This is a genomic window from Paenibacillus sp. FSL W8-0187 (genome assembly GCF_037969755.1).
Taxonomy (GTDB): domain Bacteria; phylum Bacillota; class Bacilli; order Paenibacillales; family Paenibacillaceae; genus Paenibacillus_AQ.
On the sequence record NZ_CP150206.1, the window covers coordinates 3,312,014 to 3,331,433 of the forward strand.

The window sequence follows — 19,420 nt, forward strand, 5'->3', positions numbered from 1 at the left end:
TTTCAGAAATTTTGACATATCAATTGACCACAGATCAATTAATATGTTGATTTCAGTCGAAAGGTTAGAGGCTGTGGTTAGATAAGTCGAATCGACTGGAACAACTCACTCAAAGTTTCATAGGATTGTCTTCTGTATTAGGTGCTTCCGCGCATGTCTTATCTATCGGAGGGCTGCAAAATCTATCTTTTTACAGAAAAGAGGCTGTGATATGAGTCAACCCATTTTGCAGATTCGAGATTTGCACACACACTTTTTTACAGACCGAGGTGAAATTCCCGCTGTCGATGGTGTGAGCCTTTATGTTAGACCTGGAGAAGTGCTTGGCGTCGTTGGTGAATCTGGCTGTGGCAAAAGCGTGACATCGCTGTCGGTTTTGAAACTGATTCCACAGCCTCCAGGCAAAATTACCGGTGGTTCGATCTTATTCAAGGGACAGGATATCGTCCCGTTAAAAGAACGCGAGTTGCGTCAGATTCGGGGAAATGCGATCTCCATGATTTTTCAGGAGCCGATGACGTCGCTAAATCCGCTATTTACCGTGGGCCAGCAAATCGGGGAAACGGTCCGCCTGCACCGGGGGGTTAGTAAGAAAAACGCGAGGGTACATACCGTGGAAATGCTGAGAAAGGTTGGCATCGCTAGGCCAGAGTCCATCATTGATGAGTACCCCCATCAGTTGTCGGGAGGAATGCGTCAGCGGGTCATGATCGCGATGGCGATTTCCTGTAATCCGGAACTGCTTATCGCTGATGAACCGACGACCGCATTGGATGTAACGATCCAGGCTCAGATCCTCGATCTGATCCGATGCTTGAATGAGGAGTATAAAACAGCGGTCATGTTGATCACGCATGATCTTGGCGTCGTCGTAGAAATGTGTCATCGCGTTACAGTCATGTACGCTGGGAAGGTTGTAGAGGAAGGCAGTGTGCACGATATATTCAAAAAACCGCTTCATCCCTATACCCGGGGTCTTATCAAGTCGGTTCCGCGAATGAAAGAGCAGCGCAGACGGCTGTTCTCCATACCAGGCAATGTGCCGATATTGAATACCCGGATGAAGGGCTGCCGCTTTGCCGAGCGATGCTCGGATGTCATGCCGCTGTGTCTCGAACAGCTTCCTGAACTGAAAGAATACGAAGCGGCACACAGCTGCCGATGCTGGCTGCATGAAACTCCGAAGGAGGAAGTCATATGAGTGAACCATTGCTGCAGGTGGAGCATCTGAAAAAGTACTATTCCTTGGGAAAGCGGTGGTTCGGAAAATCCGAGCAGCAAGTGATCAAAGCAGTCGATGACGTTTCCTTTTCCGTGCTGAAAGGAGAGACGTTTGGTTTGGTGGGTGAAAGCGGATGCGGTAAATCGACAGCAGGCCGTTCGATCCTGCGGCTAATCGAACCGACGGCCGGCAGGGTCCAGTTTAATGGACAGGATCTTACTTCATTATCTCCCGAAGAACTTCGCTTACAGCGCAAAGATATGCAAATCGTCTTTCAGGACCCATTTTCTTCCCTGAACCCACGGCATACCGTCCAGCGGATATTGGAGGAACCGCTCATCGTGCATGGAGTAGGGAACGCAAAAGAACGGCGTAACCTTATCAGTCGCTTGATCGAAGTCGTCGGTTTGTCGCACAGCCATCTCCAGCGTTACCCGCACCAATTCTCGGGCGGTCAGCGGCAGCGGATCGGCATCGCCAGGGCCTTGTCGCTGCAGCCGAAGCTGATCGTTGCGGATGAACCCGTGTCGGCACTCGATGTGTCCATTCAGTCGCAGGTTATCAATTTGCTGCAGGATCTGCAGGAGGAGTTTGGACTTACCTATATTTTTATCGCACATGATCTAAGCGTGGTGAAGCATATTTGCGATCGTATCGCCGTTATGTATCTTGGCCGAATCGTGGAGATTTCCGATAAGAACAGGCTTTACGAAACACCGCAGCACCCATATACGAAAGCGCTTTTTTCTGCAGTCCCTGAGCCTGACCCCGATATCAAAACCGAGAGGATTATTTTGCAGGGTGAAGTGCCGAGTCCGGCAAACGCGCCGGTCGGCTGCGCTTTTCACACCCGTTGTCCGATGGTGATGGATATTTGCCAAACGTTGCGCCCCGAGCTTACGGAAACGGAGCCTGGCCATCTGACGGCCTGCCATTTGTTCACAGGATCGGATGCTACCGGAAGAGCCGTATAATTCGACCGACTGGTACCCATTAACTAACAATTGTTGCAGCACTTTTCTTCTTTCTGGTTTATAGCCGGGACAAGTCGTCCGGGCCTTATATAAACAAAGATACTTTTGTAATAAGAAGGGAGCCACAATATGAGAGTGAAAAGTTGGAGCAGTGTCGTGTTGGCATTGATGTTGTGCGGAGTTGTTATCCTTGCCGGATGCAGCGGAAGTAAGGGCAGCAGCAATAACGGTGCAACAGGAACGGATACGGGGGGGAAAACAGAAACGGCAAACCCGCCACAGTCCACACAGGATACATTAATTGTCGGGCGGGGTGGCGATTCCGCATCCCTGGATCCCGCAATCGTTACAGACGGCGAATCGCTTAAAATCACGCATCAGGTGTTTGACTCTTTGCTGGAATATAAGGAAGGAACGACCGAAGTTCAAGGCTCACTAGCCGAGAGCTGGACGGTTTCCGAAGACGGCCTGAAGTACACCTTCAAGCTTCGTCAAGGCGTGAAATTCCATGACGGAACCGATTTTAACGCCGATGCCGTCGTCTTTAACTTTACCCGCTGGTCGGATCCAAAAAGTGAGTACAAATTTGAAGGTGACTCTTTCGACTACTACGACTCCATGTTCGGCCCCGACGGAAAACGCATCATCAAAGAAGCGAAAGCAGTCGATGCGAATACCGTTGAATTTACGCTGAATCAACCGCAAGCACCGTTTCTGCAAAATCTGGCGATGTCCTCCTTCGGCATAGCCAGCCCTGCGGCCATTCAAGAGAAGAAGGAGAACTTCAAAAACGAACCGGTTGGCACCGGACCTTTTGTCTTTAAGGAATGGAAGCGCAACGATTCAATTACCCTGGAGAAAAATCCAAGCTATTGGAGAGAAGAGCTTCCAAAATTAAACAGAGTGATTGTACGCTCTATTCCCGACAACTCTGCACGCTTCAATGCGCTGCAAAGCGGGGAAATCGATCTGATGGAAGATTTGAGCCCGGACGACTTGGCCACGCTCGAAGGCAATCCGAATCTGCAAAAAATCGAACGCCCTTCTAATAATGTAGGTTATGTCGGCTTCAATCTAAAGCAAAAACCCTTTGATGACGTGAAAGTAAGGCAGGCATTAAGCCATGCCGTCAACAAACAGGCGATTATTGAGGCCTTCTTCGCTGGTCAAGCCATCCCGGCTGTAAATCCATTGCCGCCTTCCCTGTGGGGGTATAACGACAGCATTCAGGATTATGAATACGATTTAGAAAAGGCGAAGCAGTTACTGGCCGAAGCGGGGTACCCGAACGGTTTGCCTGATGAGTACACGTTCTATGCCATGCCGGTTCCCCGTCCGTACATGCCGGATGGCAAAAAGGTAGCCGAGGTCATTCAAGCCGATTTTGAGAAAATTGGGGTAAAGGTCAAGATCGAATCTCCAGAATGGGCTACTTATCTGGACGATGCAAAAGCCGGGGAGAAAGCCGACATCTTTATGCTCGGCTGGACGGGCGATAACGGCGACCCGGATAACTTTCTGTACACGCTGCTTGATAAAGACGCCATTCCGTCTAACAACTACAGCTATTATGCCAATGATAAGCTGCACGAGATTTTGATTGCCGCTCAAAAAGAAACCGAACAGTCCAAACGAGAAGAGCTGTATAAACAAGCACAAGACATCATAAAAGTCGATGCTCCGTGGGTTCCGCTTGTGCATACGACACCTCTCCTGGCGGCCAAAGCAAATGTGAAGGGATTCGTACCGGCGCCAACCGGCACAGAGTATTACTATAACGTCTACTTTGAATAACGGGTTGTACCACATTGTCTTTGGCAGGTGAATTATTTTGAAATCCTATATTTTAAAGCGATTATTCATCATGGTTCCTGTTTTGATCGGTATGACGATGATTGTATTTTCCATTATTCATGCAATCCCTGGTGACCCGGCGGAAACCATTCTGGGACAAAAGGCGACGGAACAGTCCAAGGAAGCTCTCCGTGAACAATTGGGACTTCATAATCCGTGGTACCAGCAATATTTCACGTACATCGGAGATTTGCTCCAAGGTGATCTTGGACAATCCATCCGTACCAAAGTGCCGATTGCCGAGGAAATCACCCCTTATTTGGCAGCGACTGCCGAGTTGACGTTTGCCGCTATGGCGTTTGCCATCATTTTCGGCGTTAATGCTGGAATTATAAGCGCCTGGAAACAAAACTCATGGTTTGATTACATTAGTATGCTGGTTGCGCTTATCGGAGTATCGATGCCCATCTTTTGGCTTGGGTTAATGGAACAGTGGATTTTCTCTCTCGAGCTGCAATGGTTGCCTTCGATCGGTCGGATGAATCAACGGGATCCGGTTGAAGCCGTTACGAATTTATATTTGCTTGATAGCATTCTCGCCGGACGATTCGATCAATTGTGGACGGTGATCAAACACCTGATCCTGCCAAGCGTGGCGTTGGGTACGATTCCAATGGCGGTCATCGCCAGAATGACGCGTTCGAGCATGCTGGAGGTCATGAACTCTGATTATGTCCGCACGGCAAAAGCCAAAGGGCTGTCCCAATTTTTTGTCGTCTACAAGCATGCACTTAAAAATGCGTTTATTCCGGTGCTTACCGTCATCGGTTTACAAACCGGGGCGCTGTTGGGAGGAGCTGTATTGACGGAGACGATTTTTGCCTGGCCAGGCGTAGGACGGTACATTTATGAAGCGATCAGCTCACGCGATTACCCGGTGATTCAATCCGGCATTCTGATCATCGCTTTTGTATTCGTTTTCATTAATCTGATTGTGGATTTGCTGTATGCAGCAGTGGATCCGCGCATTCGCTACCGGTAAGGAGGGGTGACCATGCCACAGATTATGGCGCACACTAGCGACAGCCCTGCCGTCTCCATCGAGAAGGTTTCCGAACCTTGGAGGGATGCGTGGGGAGCTTTCCGCAAGAATAAAATGGCGATGCTCGGACTGTTCATGATTGTAGCCTTCATTGTTATTGCACTCGTTGCGCCGCTTATTGCACCCTATGATTATAAAGCCCAAGAGCTGACCGATCGGTTAAAGCCCCCATCTGTGGAGCATTGGTTCGGGACAGATGATCTGGGGCGTGACATACTCAGCCGGGTGCTGCACGGGGCTCGTATTTCATTGTGGGTCGGTACTTTTTCCGTGATTGGCTCCATCATCCTGGGAACGTTTTTTGGGTTGCTCGCGGGTTTTTACGGGAAATGGATGGATATGTTGATCTCGCGTATTTTCGATATTTTGTTGGCGTTTCCGAGTATCCTGCTGGCAATTGCGATTGTAGCCATACTGGGGCCCTCGCTGCAAAATGCGCTATACGCGATCGCGATAGTCAACATACCGACCTATGGCCGATTGGTTCGGGCCAAGGTGCTTAGCTTGAAGAACGAGGAATACATCACTGCTGCGCAGGCGATTGGGATGAAGAACCGCGGTATATTATGGCATCACATACTGCCAAACAGTCTGACTCCGATTATCGTGCAAGGCACGCTGGGCATCGCAACAGCCATCATCGAAGCCGCAGCACTCGGGTTTCTGGGGATGGGCGCCCAGCCCCCCGCTCCGGAATGGGGGAAGATGCTGTCCGATTCGCGGCAATTTATAGCGACGGCTCCGTGGACGGTCGTATTTCCCGGTGTCTCGATCATGCTGACGGTACTCGCCTTTAACCTGATGGGAGACGGACTGCGCGATGCATTGGATCCGCGAATGAAAAGTTAATATACCCTAAGATAAGTAGGCTGCCGGGAGACCCCCGGCAGCTTACTATGTCAATACATCTATACGGGAACTTTAAACATTCCGGCTTGTCGCATAGACCAGTACATGTTGGGGAAGTGCCGGCTCGTTTCTCCAGCATGGAAATTCCAGCTGCTTGATACGTACTTCTTTATTAAACTGCAGAGTAAATTCTGTGCGGTTCTTTGCAATTCAGATTAATGTCGTAATTTTATATATGATTTGTCGCATAGTTGGACTAAAAAAATGAGTAAGATGTGATACCTTATATGTGGATGTCATGGCAGCTAAGTTTATATCCAGAGACCCAAGAGATGTTGTGGCAGAATTACATACATATAAGCCCGCCTGCTCTTTATGGCGTTATGGATAGGCAGGACTTTATATTTGAAGTTATAAAAAATTAATGAAAAGTGATGGTGATGATTTATGTCTAAAGTTTATCGTATTGGAATTATCGGCTGTGGCGGAATCGCAAACGGGAAGCATCTGCCGAGCTTAAGCAGATTAAACAACGTGGAGCTCGTGGCATTCTGCGATATCGTCCTAGAAAAGGCAGAAGCCGCGGCTAGCAAGTACGGTATTGAGGAAGCTAAAGTGTACGGCGACTATAAGGAGTTGCTGCAGGATCAAAGCATCGATATCATTCATGTTCTGACGCCTAATGACTCGCATGCCGAGATTTCCATTGCTTCGCTTGAAGCAGGTAAGCATGTTATGTGTGAAAAACCGATGGCAAAAACGGCTGCGGATGCCAAGCGGATGATGGAAACCGCGAAACGCACCGGCAAGAAATTGACAATCGGATACAATAACCGTTTCCGCCAAGACAGTCTTTACCTGAAACAAGTATGCGAAGCCGGTGAACTCGGAAATATTTATTTTGCCAAAGCTCATGCCGTACGAAGAAGAGCTGTTCCGACTTGGGGCGTATTTTTGGATGAGGAAAAACAAGGCGGTGGTCCGCTTATCGATATCGGTACGCATGCTCTCGATTTGACCCTCTGGATGATGGATAATTACAAACCGAAGATTGTTCTCGGTACCACATACCATGAGTTGTCCCGCAAGGAGAACGCGGCAAACGCTTGGGGACCATGGGATCCGGAAAAATTCACTGTCGAAGATTCCGCTTTCGGCATGATTGTGATGGAGAATGGCGCGACCATTATGCTGGAATCCAGCTGGGCGCTCAATACGCTGGATATCGATGAAGCCAAATGTACGCTGAGTGGTTCGGAAGGTGGAGCCGATATGAAGAACGGTCTTCGCATCAACGGCGAGAAGTTCAGTCGTCTGTACACTAACGAAATCGAATTGAATTCCGGCGGAGTGGCGTTCTATGACGGGAAGCAGGAGCAGGCTCCGGATGTTGAGATGAGAAGATGGATCGAGGCGATTGATCAGGATAAGGATCCTGTCGTAACCCCAGAACAAGCTTATGTTGTGTCTCGGATTTTGGAAGCTCTATACGAATCCGCCAAACTCGGCAAAGCCGTTTACTTGGACTAAGTTTATATCCATATCATAATTCATAATGCAAAAAAGCCCTGATGATCAGGGCTTTTTTTTATTTAGGCTTTAGCCAGTTGAGTGCGTGAAACGCGCGAAACAAAAAACCACCCGCTATGCGGGTGGAGGGATCAAGGGTTTGACCAACAAGACCATCCCGATAGAATTGAGATGTTCAGGCTCAAATTGAAAGGAATGGTCTTAGATGGCAAACAAGAACTATAGTCTAGCTCACACGAAGTGGATGTGCAAATACCACATTGTGTTCACCCCGAAGTATAGACGGAAAGAGATCTATAATCAAGTGAGGAAAGACTTGATCGAAATCTTCAAACGTTTATGTAAATACAAGGGTGTGGAGATAATCGAAGGTCACATGATGCCCGATCATGTTCATATGTTAGTAGCAATTCCCCCAAAAATCTCAGTATCTTCATTTATGGGATACCTGAAGGGGAAAAGTGCACTGATGATATTCGAGCGACATGCAAATTTGAAGTATAAATATGGCAATCGAAAATTTTGGGCGGAAGGATACTACGTCAGTACAGTAGGCTTAAATGAGGCAACCGTCGCTAAATATATTCGTGAACAAGAAGCACATGACCAGGCAGTGGACAAACTGAGTGTGAAAGAGTATGAAGATCCATTTAGCAGAAACAGTAGCAAGAAAAAGTAAACCAGTTTAACTGGTAAGTGAAAGAGACAAATTACACTGAGCCTGAACAATTTATTGTCAGGCTAGCGTCTTTAGGCGCAGTTTGGCAACAGGGGGTTATACCCCAAGTGCAAACCACCCGTTGGACGGGTGGTCATGATTTTCGGTACATGCTTAATCTAGCAAAATATGTGATGGGGAGGAATGGATATAGATTAATGGGGAATAATAAGCTCATTACATAATGAAGGCGGGTTGATGAAATGATATTTATTTATAATGATTACGGTGGAACGCATACGACCTCACTGGCAGCAGCGTACCATCTCAATAAATTACCTACGAATCGGCAGCTTACAACCGAGGAAATTCTGGCCGTTGACTATTTCAATAAACTAAATAGGTCCGACATGGGCAAACTCGTTTTCCACGGACTGGATGAGAATGGGAATCCGGTGTACACCATTGGACGGGGCTCATCTAAGCTAGTCATTCCAGCTTTAAAAAATTTAAGCCTCATTCTTCAAGACAAATATCAGAACACGGAACCTATTGTGTTTTCCAACACTTCGCCTACTGTTCCATTGGTCATGACGATCGGGGGATTTTTGTCCAGAGGATTAAAATTGGGTTTTGTCGGCGATCCGCTATTAGTGGCAGGTGCAAAGAAATGCTGCGGTATTATCCGTGAACTTGTTCTACATACCAAACAGACCGCAGCCGCCAGGTCCGGTACGGAGTCCGTAATCGTGATTGAGAACAAAAATTATTCTTCATAGTTATTCGAAGTCTAAAATCCATATGAGAAGATAATCCCGGATTTCACAGGTTTATCTTCTTTTTTTGATGAGCCAAATAGGCCTCAGCGTTTTCTGGTATAAAGAGCTGAAGTGTATGAAGTTTACAGCTGGTTTTCTTCGGTAATAATGTGGGAATAGCATCTGTGAGAGGAAGGATATTCCCATGCGGTATCGAAGAAGAAGCGGCCATTCCATCAAAAATAGAACCAAAGATACCCTACCAGCTAATACTTCGACAACAGATCCCGATGCTTTAAGTCCGGATATAAAAAGTAGTCTAAACCATATCAGAGCAGCCCTCGGCAACAGTACTGATATCGTGATCAGGGAAATTCCGCTGGATGAAGAGGAGAAACACTATATCGCTATCCTCTATACGGACGGCTTGGCCGACCAAAAGATCATTTCGGAATCCATCATGATGGTCGTAGCTGACACTGCTAAATCCCTGGTGAGGGAAGATACGGAACATCCGAAGCCATTCGATGGGCAAAAGATATTAGAAAACATTTCCTTTATCAATAATGAGATTCAGTCCATTTATGATTATAAAAAGTTGTTCCATTCCTTATTGTCGGGGGACACCATTTTTCTGGTAGATGGATTGGACCGAGGCATCGCAGCAGGTACACGTGGATGGAAGGACCGCGGGGTCATGGAAACGTCGGCGGAAAATGTCGTCCGCGGTCCACGCGAATCCTTTACGGAGTCGCTTCGAACGAATACGGCTTTGATTCGTCGAAAGATCAAGGATCCTCATCTGTGGATGGAAACGAAGCAGATCGGCCGAATTACGCAAACGGACGTCGCCATGATGTACATCGATGGCATTGCCAACGAGAAGATCGTCGGGGAAGTCCGAACCCGGCTTGAACGAATCGATGTGGACAGCATTTTGGAGAGCGGATATATCGAGGAATTGGTGCAGGATAAGACCTTGACTCCATTTCCCACGATTTATAATACCGAACGTCCCGATGTGGTCGCGTCCGAGCTGCTTGAAGGCAAAATCGCTATTATCGTAGATGGCACCCCATTTGTTCTGATCGTTCCGGCCCTATTTGTGTCTTTCTTGCATGCTGCGGAAGATTACTATCAGCGCGCGGATATCAGTTCATTCCTGCGGATGCTGCGCTACCTGAGCATATTCATTTCGTTGCTTGGGCCTTCCCTCTATGTAGCCATAACCACGTTTCATCACGAAATGCTGCCGACCCAGCTCCTGTTCGGGCTGGCTGGACAACGTGAGCAAATTCCGTTTCCCGCCTTCGTCGAGGCCGTCCTCATGGAGGTCACCTTCGAGATTCTGCGGGAAGCAGGCGTGCGGCTTCCCAAAAATATCGGATCCGCTATTTCCATCGTAGGAACGTTGGTCATAGGGCAAGCCGCCGTCGAAGCGGGGATCATCTCTCCCGCCATGGTCATCGTGGTTGCGATAACGGCCATTTCCAGCTTTGTCGTTCCATCTTTCAATATGTCCATTGCTTTTCGGATGCTTCGATTTCCGTTAATGGCGCTTGCCGGATCATTCGGCCTGTTCGGCATCCTTGTCGGGATTATCGCTCTTATTCTGCATTTGTGCAGCCTCCGCTCGTTCGGAATCCCGTATATGTCGCCTTTCGCGCCGTTAATTCCGGAAGGGCAAAAAGATACGATATTGCGGCTGCCACAATGGATGCTGATGAACCGTCCCCGACTGATCAATCAGAACAACGAAAAGCGCAAAACAAGCACACCTCCCCAAAAATCGCGGGAATAGATGAATGCACACCAGCGGGAAAGCGAGTGAACATTGGATGAAACGGATATTGGCGTTGATTCTCCTACATATCGTCATCACTCTTCTTTTAAGCGGTTGCTGGAACCGCAGAGAATTGAACGAATTGGCCATAGCGGTAGCCGCAGGGGTTGATTGGGTGGACGGCCGCTACCGTTTATCGGTCCAAGTCGCTATTCCCGGGCAGATTACCGCCAAAAGAAGCGGAAGTCCCCAAGCGCCTGCTACACTTTTTACGGCTGAAGGCGATACCATATTTGAGGCGGCCAGGAGAATAACCCAGATTAGCCCGCGAAAAATTTATTTTTCCCATTTACGGATGTTTCTGATGGATGAGGCGATGGCAAGGGAAGGGATAGCCAAAGTTCTGGACCTTCTGTCCAGGGATCACGAATTCCGACCCGATTTCTACCTGGTTATTACCAAAGGAGCAACGGCGGAGGAAACTTTGAAAATCATGACGTCCATGGAAACAGTTCCTGCCAATAAACTTTACGATTCCCTGCAAATCTCGGAGAAGGTTTGGTCACCCAGCATGGCTGTGACACTGGATCAATTGATAAGTGATATTACCAGCAACGGGAAACACCCCGTGCTTACAGGACTGGTGATAACAGGGAATCGGGATCTTGGAAAAACGAAGAAAAACGTAGAAAATATCGATACACCGAGTCAATTGAAATATTCGGGGCTTGCCGTTTTCAAATTTGACAAACTGATTGGCTGGTTAAACGAGAAGGATAGCAGAGGTTATCGACTCATAAGGGGGCACGTGAAAAGCTCTGTAGCTTTTGTTCCCTGTCGGAATGACGGAAAGGTTATCGTGGAGACGCTGAGGACCGATGCCAAGTTGAAGGGGAAAATCATCGAATCCCGTCCTGCAATGGATATCCGAATTAATTTGGAGGGAAATATTGGTGCAGTGGAGTGCAGCGGCTTGGATCTGTCTCAACCTGCGACCGTGAAGGATCTCGAAGTCGAAATGGAAGAAAAAATAACCCAAGGCTTGGAGTCCGTTATCAATAAAGTGCAAACTGAGTTTAAAGTCGACATATTCGGATTCGGGGAGGCTTTTCGCCGTTCGCATCCGAAGGCATGGAAAGAAATGGAGGACGCATGGAACGACCGATATTTTCCGAACCTCGAGACCCATATTCAAGTGGATTACAAAATACGGCGAACCGGAACAACCAATGATTCTTTTCTAAATGATCTAAAGGAATGAGGCGAATTGATGCTGAATATCGCGATTATTGCAATTTCAGCCACCATCTTAACCTGGCTGGAGCTGCCGAGGATGCTCCGGGAAAAAGAAATTAGGGAAATCTGGGGGTTTACGGTATTCATGATCGTTGGCATTGGAATTAGTGTGGCCCAAACGGTCATGAACGATATTCCAACTCCTCTGATTATGATAACCATCGTATTCAAGCCGTTCAGTGATTGGCTTTCTATCATCGGTTTGACCCACTAAGAAAAGGAGCAGGAAAGATGCCCGTAGTCAAAATTTCGTTGCGCCAGGTCAGCATTTTAACCGCTATGTATACGATCGGAAGCGCTATTCTTATCGTTCCTTCGGGTACGGCTAACATTGCTAAGCAAGATGCTTGGATAGCCGCTTTGGTTGGGATCGGTCTCGGATTCATCATCTTGGCGGTGCAGCTGCAATTGTCTAAAAAGTATCCGGAAACCAATTTGATGCAATTGTCCGAGAAACTTTTAGGAAAATGGATAGGCAAAACGGTAAACTTTCTGTTTTTAATTACATTGCTCCTAAGTGGTCCCGCTTCAGTGTTACACGAAATTAGCGACTTCATGACCATCCAAATGCTGCCCGAAACCCCGGTTCAGGCGATCATTTTCCTCTTCGGGGCCCTTGTTGTCTTGGGGGTGCGGTTAGGGCTGGAAGTGCTGGCCAGATCAGCGGAGATGCTGTTTCCATGGTTTCTTCTTCTGTTTCTGTCCATGAGCATTTTATTATTGTCGGAGATTAAATGGGAGAATGCACTTCCCGTTTTCGAATCGGGGGCCCACCCTATCCTCCAGGCCGCAATCTCTTTTGTTAGTACTGCGTTTTTGCCGCACATCGTGTTGATGATCATCTATCCGGGGGCTGTTAACCGACCGGCAGAGGCTTACAAGGCCGTATATATCGGAAGCCTATTCGGTGCGGGGGTGCTTTTTACGATTATTGGATTAGCGATATTGGTCTTGGGTCCGGACATTACGGCACGAAATCTGTATCCCAGCTATATGCTGGCCAAAAAAATCAATATCGGCAATTTTCTTCAGCGTATTGAAGCAGTCATGGCGGTGATGTGGTTTATCACTTTATTTTTCCGTATCTCCTTGTATTTTTATGCCATTGCGATCGGCGTAAGCCAGATATTTAATATCAAAAATTATCAGCCGCTGGTCGTGCCGCTAGGCTGGATTTTGGCTGCGGTTTCCGTCTTCATATATCCCAATGTTCCATTCAAGGTAGAATGGGATACAAAGACTTGGATACCCTATACAATTACGATCGGATTTATATTCCCGCTGCTGTTGTTCTGCATGCACGGGATCCGGAAAATGCGGTCCAAAAAAACAAAAAAGTCCTCGAAATCCGGCTGAACGGTTGGAGGACAAGTGGGTTACTTGATAATCCACTGTAATGGTAATTGAAAAGGATATAGCTTGGAGTTCTTGTTCGATCCGTCTACTTGTAGACGGTTTTTTATGTTGAGCTGGCTGGAAAGGCTGGATGTTTCTGATGCGCTGGTAATATATGAAGTCACTAAGACTTCATTAAAGAACGGCTATCGTGCTTTATGCCAAATCCTTAGGTTTATCACCGATCAAGCCCAACAAAAACATCTGTGAATAAGCGTAACCTTTATAAGTCTTGGATAAACACGAAGGAATCGTAAGATCCAGATCCATATAGGTAGTCAAGATTAATTGTGTGAACTCCTTCTGGTTCGTCAAGGATTGCTCCTGCAATTGTTTGGCGAATTCCTTGCTGACATGTTCTCTTCCTCCAAGTGCTTGCTGTAATTCGTATCCTGCCAAATATAACTCGGCAGCTGTATCTTCATCTGTTCCTCGATGCTCAGCTACATAATTGCCGATCCAGTCGCGAACAAGAGAAGAAGGGTCTGTGTTATTGTCCTTCGCAATCTCTTGAAAGCTCTCCTTGAGGTCTTTGGATAGACGGATGTGCAGATTGGTATCCATTGGCAAAAGCCTCCTTAACGTAGTGAATTTATTGTATTCAAAATGTTAACACATTGTCAACACAATACATACACAATTCAAACGAGATAGCCTAGTGGATATCTCACATCCTCTCAAGAACTGATGCCGACTGAAACCCCGCGTCCCTTGCAGTCGTATATGAACATTGTCATCTCTGACATCGTTAACAAGGGGAGGAGATAAACCCGTGGCCAAGCAACGTAAAAATAAACCCTGTCGTACAGGTATGTATACATATAAGCAGAATAGGAGAAGACACCGCAAAGGATCCGAAGACACCCGCTTCGATCGGTTCTGGTTCCGGATTGTGGAAGCGATCGGATGGATCATCCTGCTCGGATCATTTCTAATGTATTGGGATTCCGCCCGGCTCACGGCTATTATATTCAAAGCTCAGCCGGTCCATCAGTTGACATCCGAAACGACTGGCTATGTACGGCTCGAAGGTCAGGCAGGAGGAGAAGCGGCATACACGGACGAAGGCAAGCTTCAGGATCGTTACGCTCTGCTCCAGAAAGAGCCGTTCCGCTGGGAATGCGGCAAGGGCGGTTGCGAATACAAGCTGGATGATAACGGAAGCCACCGATTATGGGGAAGTTCAGAGTTAAACGGAGTAACGGTTCAGGCGGAACGGTTCAGGTTCTACACGGACTGGCTTCCGCTGAATTTTGCGACGGTTGAACCAAAACAATTATCCCTGATTTACCAAGGAAATTCATCCCGTCCACTGCTGATGGAAAGCCCCAAGGGCACGGCTTACGGTTATTATGCCGTCTCCCCCGGAGATTGGGTGACGGTAATTGGCCGGGCTAACAAAGGCCAGCTGGAAGCCTTCATCTTACCGGGGGACGATACGAAGCAGCCTGTTCTGCTGATCGGTACGAGTGTTGAACAGATGCTGTCGGAAGAAAAGGGAGTCCAGACCATGTATTTGATCATTTCTTGTATCGTCGCATTGATGCTGCTCCCTAAGATGATCGGAAGAACTAGGCGAATCACTCAATGGATAAAGACTAGAAGAGCGAGATAATATGAGCTGCATACGGAGGCGAGGATCATTGCTGCGGCGAAGGCCGCGGCTATATCTATTGGAAATTTGGTCTTCTAAATTGGTAATAACGAGCGGCTGATCCAAAGGTGTAGACGCTGGTGTTCAGCGATTTGCCCCCTACGGAGGACAATGCCACGCAGGCAGCCGAGCATAGTATTTGTCTTGTCTTGAACGGTTTGCATTCATCGTGAACAGCAAAGGGAGCCCGGTGATCAGGTGGCCGTTGAACCACTCATAGCTTGCGGCCACTGCTCCAATTGCCGAAGAGGTATGGCGAACCTGTACTCGAACAGCGGCGGTTACGGTTATTCCATTTCTGGCGGGTTCGCGGGCCAATGATCGAAAATAATGCAAAATTTTAGTTGATATGCACTTATCCTAATGAATCAGCCGAATTTAATGAAAAATAGATATATCATCCAATCAGCCTGTTTTTTTATATATAATTAAATCTTACATTTTTTATATAAACCACTTAGGTTAATAAAAGCAAAGTGAGGTGAGCGTGATGGAGGATACCATCACCATTGTAGAATATGAGCAAAGCTGGGCGGAAACTTTTGAATCCGAAAAAGAAGCGTTGCTTACGAGACTTGGTACCGAAGCGGTAGCAATCGAGCATGTGGGGAGTACCGCGATTCCCGGGCAGGCATCCAAGCCGGTGATCGACATCTTTGTCGGCTTGACGCCGCTGCGGCCGGTCGCCTATTACGAATCACGGTTCGATCCGGTCATCTATCCGCATATTCAAACCGGAATGCAGGGGAGATATTTATTTGCAATGCGTACGGAAGGAAAGTGGACCCATAATGTCCACCTTATGATGTATGATGATTTGTTCCATACGAGAAATGAAATTTTGCTGCGAGATTATTTGCGTAGTCATCCAGAGCTTGTAACGCAGTACGGCGAAGTAAAAAGGGTGGCTGCCCAGAACGCAAATTCCATGGAAGCCTACACGATGGAGAAAACCGCTTTTATTCAGATGGTTGTGGATGCGGCCCGAAGTGAGCTGGGCCTTCCGCTGCAAAATGTGTGGGAAGATTAGGATTAAAAACAGCTCGACCAGCGCCATCATGATGTGCGCTGGTCAATGAAATCAATGGGGATAAGGCGTTTCAAATTCGACGCCGCACGGACCGCCATTCGGATTGATATCGAGATTGATCTCCGTACCGTCTTCCCGGAACAGCGGCCGATAGAATGCACCGATCTTGGCAGCCGACGCGTTCGCGTAGTGGCAGATGAAGGCCCTACGGAAACGGTTGGATTTGTTGCGGTAAGAGCCGTGGATCAGGTTGCCGTTAAAGAACAGCACATCGCCTTTGTCCATGATGGCGGGAAGGACCTTTTTATCCTTGGGCGGCTTCACGAAGTGAGTGGTAAATGACTCGTTCGAATCGGCTTTCTCCGGGCACACCAGTTCATAATCACTTGTTTTCGGAACAACGAGCAACCCGCCGTTCTGCTCATCAGCCGGATCGATTGCGGTCCATGCCGCGATACAGTTGCCCGGCTCGACCTGCAGGTAGAAGTTGTCCTGGTGCAGCGCCTGACCGCGGGAACCCGGGGGTTTGTAATAGAACATACTTTGAGCCGCGAGTGCCGGTTCGCCATACAAATCGGCTAGCACCTCCATAACGGGCTTATGCAGCATGTATTTTTTCGCGGTTGCATTAAAGCGGTGCGGATGCATCACACGAGGATAACGCTTCAGCGGTTCGACATCTTCATCATCTAACACCGGCTCAAAGTGGCCGGGAATAGTAGTGTGGCTGATCACCTCGAACGTCGCTTCGATTTCCGACAGCTCTTCCTGGCGGAAGAGCCCTTTTACAATTAAATATCCCTCCGTTTCGAACTTGTGCAGCTGCTCTACCGTCAATACGTTTAACCTCTCACGCATAGAAATTCCTCCCGTAAGATTATTATTTCTTCCTGTTGACAATAGAATAAGGCCTGCTTATCTTGAGAGGAAGTATGATATCTGCTTATTATTACCGGAATTCTGCTATTCGAGGACAGAGGAGGAGAGGCTTGTGCAGACGCCTGACGGACGGGAAGGCATATCCTTAGAAAGTACCGGAACCATATTCGGCGACCATTTCGATCAAGACGATGCTTATCGCCTGCGTCGTCCTCACGGGATGCAGGACTGGCTGCTTGTCTACACGCTGCATGGAGAGGGCTATGTCCGGACGCCTGCCGGAGAGAAACGCTGCGGGCCCGGGCAGCTCGGGCTGCTGCGCGCCAACGTCGCTCATGAGTATGGGACAGTCCAAGGGAAGCGCTGGAACTTCCTATGGATTCATTATCCCGGGCTTCCGGAAAACAGGATGCTGCGTCATGAGGAGTTTCTGATCGAAACGCTTCCCGATGAACGTGCTCGGAGGCGTGTCGAGTTAGCGTTTCGGAATGTGCTGCAAGATTCGCTGGACCGGTTAGACCTGTGGGAGGCACTATGCGAGAACGCGCTGCGCGAGATTTTACTTCTGCTTGCACAGCGCACGAACAAAAGATTTGATCCAAGGGTCGAACAAACACTCGGCCTGTTGTCCCGTTCGTTAAAAGAAGATATTCGAATTGACGCCATATCGCGAGAAATCGGAATATCGGGGTCAAGGCTGGCCCACTTGTTTAAGCAAGAAACGGGGTACACCATCGTGGAGCATCTGAATCAAATGAGGGTTCGCCATGCCGCCTTATTGATGATCCACTCCGGCCGTACGGCGAACGAAGCCGCGCAGGATGTCGGGTTTAACAGTTACAATCATTTTGCCGATCAGTTTCGCAAACAGTACGGTGTTTCACCGAGGCAGTATCGCCAGGCGTGTAAGCCTACATGAATGCTGCCAGGCTTTTTATGTATTATGCATGGAATCATGCTAAGAGAAGAAGCTGCCTGCAATGGCGCCGTGTAGTATGGCTCTGTACAACTTCCCTGATGAGATGTTAAATTATAAGGATGTCCCTCATATAGAAAGAAGGTATTAAGTTGGCACGATCCTTATATATTGCACTCATCCTCCTAAGTCTCATATGGGGAGGTTCGTTCTTTTTCATTAAAAATCTGCTGCACGATTTCGGCCCTTGGGGAATCGCCTTCCTGCGGTCGACCTTTGGATTTCTCTTCATTACGATTGTCATGCTCATCATGCGGAAGCCGTTTGCCCTGCGTGAAATTCGTTGGCTGCCGACCGTCGTGATTGCGATGATCAATATGGCACTGCCATGGACCTTAATCGGGTTTAGCGAAACCAGGTTGGCGAGCAGCATGGCTTCGGTATTAAATGCAACAACGCCGATATGGACCATGCTCGTTGGTTTAGTGTTCTTCGGCTCCGTGTTTAGGAGGATTCAATGGATGGGCATGGGGGTCGCGCTTGTCGGTCTGGTCATTCTGCTCGGCATTCGCCCCGGATCATTTATTACTGTCGATTTCATTGGCTTCGCAGTGATGATAGGTGCTACCTTGTGTTATGCCGTTGGTTCACAATTATCCAAGCGTTTACTGGGCGGACTGACGATGTATCAGCTAACATTCGGAACGCTGCTTGGGGCGATGGTAGGGAGCGGTATCATTGCTTTTACTACGGAAAAGATTGATCTTTCGAAGATCGTAGAGCCAGCCAATATAGGTTCTCTTGTTGGCCTTGGCATCTTTGGTTCTGGCGTGGCGTATATTCTGTTCAATTATATGGTTTTAAAAGGGAGCCCGGAGTTTGCCACATCCGTTACCTATCTCGTTCCTGCAACGGCGATGATCTGGGGATATACGCTGCTGGATGAACCGATTGGATGGAGCCTAATTATCGGCTTGATTCTCATTTTATCCGGTGTATTTATCACAAATCGTGGCGGACGAACATCAAAAGAGAGTTTGGCTGCTGTACCTAAGTAGCATTCATTAGTAACAAGAAGGACTGCTGAGAGGCAGTCTTTTATTTTTTTATCCTCTTGCTGTACTTTATATGAAGCAATCAAGTTATTCAGGAATTTCGCTATGCACGCAAACTGAGGAAATTCATAAAGTGCTTCCAAAAGAGGGAATGATGCCGCGAGTGATACGAATCTTTATTTACGCCGGGCCGCTTAAATTGCGGTTTTTTTGTCGTTAACCCGCTGCGTTTTGTTATTTTCCTATTGGTTTTAAAGCTTGAAAATACGATGAAGACTTTGTGATTATTCTACTTCTTTTGCAAAATCCACTTTGGCCTATAGCAGGACAAATGTAATGAAGCGTGATAAATATCGATTGACACCATCTTGGTATTTGCCTAATATACGGGCCAGACGGCCCCCATCCATGTTATATATTCTACTTACAAGGGGCTTATCAATCCATCGGTAAAGGAGGTTCGTATACAAAGACAGTGACTAAACGCTCGCATGCGATGCGATCTGCCTGCATGTGGAACGATCC

General features: G+C 47.8%; 19 protein-coding genes. 17 read left to right on the plus strand and 2 right to left on the minus strand.

What is annotated here, in order from left to right:
* Positions 1-211 precede the first annotated feature (211 nt).
* The 12 genes from MKY48_RS14950 (at position 212) to MKY48_RS15005 (ending at position 13,322) form a co-directional block, all read left to right on the plus strand.
* Entirely contained in the window at positions 212-1,201 is a 990-nt protein-coding gene (locus tag MKY48_RS14950) for an ABC transporter ATP-binding protein (protein ID WP_339293315.1), read from the plus strand.
* Entirely contained in the window at positions 1,198-2,196 is a 999-nt protein-coding gene (locus MKY48_RS14955) for a dipeptide ABC transporter ATP-binding protein (RefSeq protein ID WP_339272943.1), read from the plus strand. The genes MKY48_RS14950 and MKY48_RS14955 overlap by 4 nt, the downstream gene beginning before the upstream one ends.
* A gap of 129 nt (positions 2,197-2,325) precedes the next feature.
* The gene (locus tag MKY48_RS14960; protein ID WP_339272945.1) at positions 2,326-3,990 is read left to right on the plus strand and encodes an ABC transporter substrate-binding protein; all 1,665 of its coding nucleotides are present in this window, start codon (positions 2,326-2,328) and stop codon (positions 3,988-3,990) included.
* 37 nt (positions 3,991-4,027) lie between these two features.
* The gene (locus tag MKY48_RS14965; protein ID WP_339272947.1) at positions 4,028-5,032 is read left to right on the plus strand and encodes an ABC transporter permease; all 1,005 of its coding nucleotides are present in this window, start codon (positions 4,028-4,030) and stop codon (positions 5,030-5,032) included.
* Positions 5,033-5,044: 12 nt separating this feature from the next.
* Complete coding sequence (nikC, locus tag MKY48_RS14970; RefSeq protein ID WP_339272949.1) at positions 5,045-5,941, plus strand: nickel transporter permease; 897 nt, start codon at positions 5,045-5,047, stop codon at positions 5,939-5,941.
* A 447-nt stretch (positions 5,942-6,388) separates the two neighbouring features.
* Positions 6,389-7,471, plus strand: coding sequence for a Gfo/Idh/MocA family oxidoreductase (locus tag MKY48_RS14975; protein ID WP_339272951.1), 1,083 nt, complete (start codon positions 6,389-6,391; stop codon positions 7,469-7,471).
* A gap of 205 nt (positions 7,472-7,676) precedes the next feature.
* Positions 7,677-8,150 (plus strand): IS200/IS605 family transposase, encoded by a 474-nt coding sequence (tnpA, locus tag MKY48_RS14980; protein WP_339291822.1) that lies wholly within the window; start codon positions 7,677-7,679, stop codon positions 8,148-8,150.
* 242 nt (positions 8,151-8,392) lie between these two features.
* Positions 8,393-8,908: a DUF3189 family protein gene (locus tag MKY48_RS14985; protein ID WP_339272952.1), complete on the plus strand. Its 516-nt coding sequence runs from the start codon at positions 8,393-8,395 to the stop codon at positions 8,906-8,908.
* Positions 8,909-9,092: 184 nt separating this feature from the next.
* Positions 9,093-10,688: a spore germination protein gene (locus tag MKY48_RS14990; RefSeq protein WP_339272954.1), complete on the plus strand. Its 1,596-nt coding sequence runs from the start codon at positions 9,093-9,095 to the stop codon at positions 10,686-10,688.
* Between the two features lie 37 nt (positions 10,689-10,725).
* Positions 10,726-11,931, plus strand: a complete 1,206-nt coding sequence (locus tag MKY48_RS14995; RefSeq protein ID WP_339272955.1) for a Ger(x)C family spore germination protein — start codon at positions 10,726-10,728, stop codon at positions 11,929-11,931.
* 9 nt (positions 11,932-11,940) lie between these two features.
* A complete protein-coding gene (locus MKY48_RS15000) occupies positions 11,941-12,180 on the plus strand; it encodes a hypothetical protein (protein ID WP_339272956.1) in 240 nt (79 codons plus the stop codon).
* A gap of 17 nt (positions 12,181-12,197) precedes the next feature.
* Positions 12,198-13,322: an endospore germination permease gene (locus tag MKY48_RS15005; protein ID WP_339272957.1), complete on the plus strand. Its 1,125-nt coding sequence runs from the start codon at positions 12,198-12,200 to the stop codon at positions 13,320-13,322.
* A 195-nt stretch (positions 13,323-13,517) separates the two neighbouring features.
* Here MKY48_RS15005 and MKY48_RS15010 read toward each other — a convergent pair whose 3' ends face one another.
* Positions 13,518-13,925, minus strand: a complete 408-nt coding sequence (locus MKY48_RS15010) for a hypothetical protein (RefSeq protein ID WP_339272959.1) — start codon at positions 13,923-13,925, stop codon at positions 13,518-13,520.
* Between the two features lie 208 nt (positions 13,926-14,133).
* On the opposite strand from MKY48_RS15010, the gene MKY48_RS15015 reads away from it, so the two are divergent.
* The 3 genes from MKY48_RS15015 to MKY48_RS15025 all read left to right on the plus strand — a co-directional run bounded on the left by MKY48_RS15015 (position 14,134) and on the right by MKY48_RS15025 (position 16,045).
* Positions 14,134-14,976 (plus strand): hypothetical protein, encoded by an 843-nt coding sequence (locus MKY48_RS15015; RefSeq protein ID WP_339272960.1) that lies wholly within the window; start codon positions 14,134-14,136, stop codon positions 14,974-14,976.
* Between the two features lie 237 nt (positions 14,977-15,213).
* Positions 15,214-15,336, plus strand: coding sequence for an alcohol dehydrogenase catalytic domain-containing protein (locus MKY48_RS15020; RefSeq protein WP_339272962.1), 123 nt, complete (start codon positions 15,214-15,216; stop codon positions 15,334-15,336).
* A gap of 169 nt (positions 15,337-15,505) precedes the next feature.
* Positions 15,506-16,045 carry a GrpB family protein gene (locus MKY48_RS15025; RefSeq protein WP_339272964.1) on the plus strand — a complete coding sequence of 180 codons (540 nt, stop codon included), beginning with the start codon at positions 15,506-15,508 and terminating at the stop codon, positions 16,043-16,045.
* Positions 16,046-16,096: 51 nt separating this feature from the next.
* Here MKY48_RS15025 and MKY48_RS15030 read toward each other — a convergent pair whose 3' ends face one another.
* Positions 16,097-16,903, minus strand: coding sequence for a phytanoyl-CoA dioxygenase family protein (locus MKY48_RS15030; protein ID WP_339272965.1), 807 nt, complete (start codon positions 16,901-16,903; stop codon positions 16,097-16,099).
* A gap of 133 nt (positions 16,904-17,036) precedes the next feature.
* On the opposite strand from MKY48_RS15030, the gene MKY48_RS15035 reads away from it, so the two are divergent.
* On the plus strand, positions 17,037-17,843 hold the full coding sequence (locus MKY48_RS15035) for a helix-turn-helix domain-containing protein (protein ID WP_339272967.1): 807 nt from the start codon (positions 17,037-17,039) through the stop codon (positions 17,841-17,843).
* A 149-nt stretch (positions 17,844-17,992) separates the two neighbouring features.
* Positions 17,993-18,898, plus strand: a complete 906-nt coding sequence (locus tag MKY48_RS15040) for a DMT family transporter (RefSeq protein WP_339272969.1) — start codon at positions 17,993-17,995, stop codon at positions 18,896-18,898.
* The last annotated feature ends 522 nt before the right edge of the window (positions 18,899-19,420 follow it).

What these genes read in the sequence shown, in the direction of transcription:
- MKY48_RS14990 (WP_339272954.1), top strand. Translation starts at nt 9,093, where the DNA reads ATGCGGTATCGAAGAAGAAGCGGCCATTCCATCAAAAATAGAACCAAA.
- MKY48_RS15030 (WP_339272965.1), bottom strand. Translation starts at nt 16,903, where the DNA reads ATGCGTGAGAGGTTAAACGTATTGACGGTAGAGCAGCTGCACAAGTTC.
- MKY48_RS14995 (WP_339272955.1), top strand. Translation starts at nt 10,726, where the DNA reads ATGAAACGGATATTGGCGTTGATTCTCCTACATATCGTCATCACTCTT.
- MKY48_RS15025 (WP_339272964.1), top strand. Translation starts at nt 15,506, where the DNA reads ATGGAGGATACCATCACCATTGTAGAATATGAGCAAAGCTGGGCGGAA.
- MKY48_RS14960 (WP_339272945.1), top strand. Translation starts at nt 2,326, where the DNA reads ATGAGAGTGAAAAGTTGGAGCAGTGTCGTGTTGGCATTGATGTTGTGC.
- nikC (WP_339272949.1), top strand. Translation starts at nt 5,045, where the DNA reads ATGCCACAGATTATGGCGCACACTAGCGACAGCCCTGCCGTCTCCATC.
- MKY48_RS14985 (WP_339272952.1), top strand. Translation starts at nt 8,393, where the DNA reads ATGATATTTATTTATAATGATTACGGTGGAACGCATACGACCTCACTG.
- MKY48_RS15000 (WP_339272956.1), top strand. Translation starts at nt 11,941, where the DNA reads ATGCTGAATATCGCGATTATTGCAATTTCAGCCACCATCTTAACCTGG.
- tnpA (WP_339291822.1), top strand. Translation starts at nt 7,677, where the DNA reads ATGGCAAACAAGAACTATAGTCTAGCTCACACGAAGTGGATGTGCAAA.
- MKY48_RS14955 (WP_339272943.1), top strand. Translation starts at nt 1,198, where the DNA reads ATGAGTGAACCATTGCTGCAGGTGGAGCATCTGAAAAAGTACTATTCC.
- MKY48_RS15010 (WP_339272959.1), bottom strand. Translation starts at nt 13,925, where the DNA reads ATGGATACCAATCTGCACATCCGTCTATCCAAAGACCTCAAGGAGAGC.
- MKY48_RS14975 (WP_339272951.1), top strand. Translation starts at nt 6,389, where the DNA reads ATGTCTAAAGTTTATCGTATTGGAATTATCGGCTGTGGCGGAATCGCA.
- MKY48_RS14950 (WP_339293315.1), top strand. Translation starts at nt 212, where the DNA reads ATGAGTCAACCCATTTTGCAGATTCGAGATTTGCACACACACTTTTTT.
- MKY48_RS15005 (WP_339272957.1), top strand. Translation starts at nt 12,198, where the DNA reads ATGCCCGTAGTCAAAATTTCGTTGCGCCAGGTCAGCATTTTAACCGCT.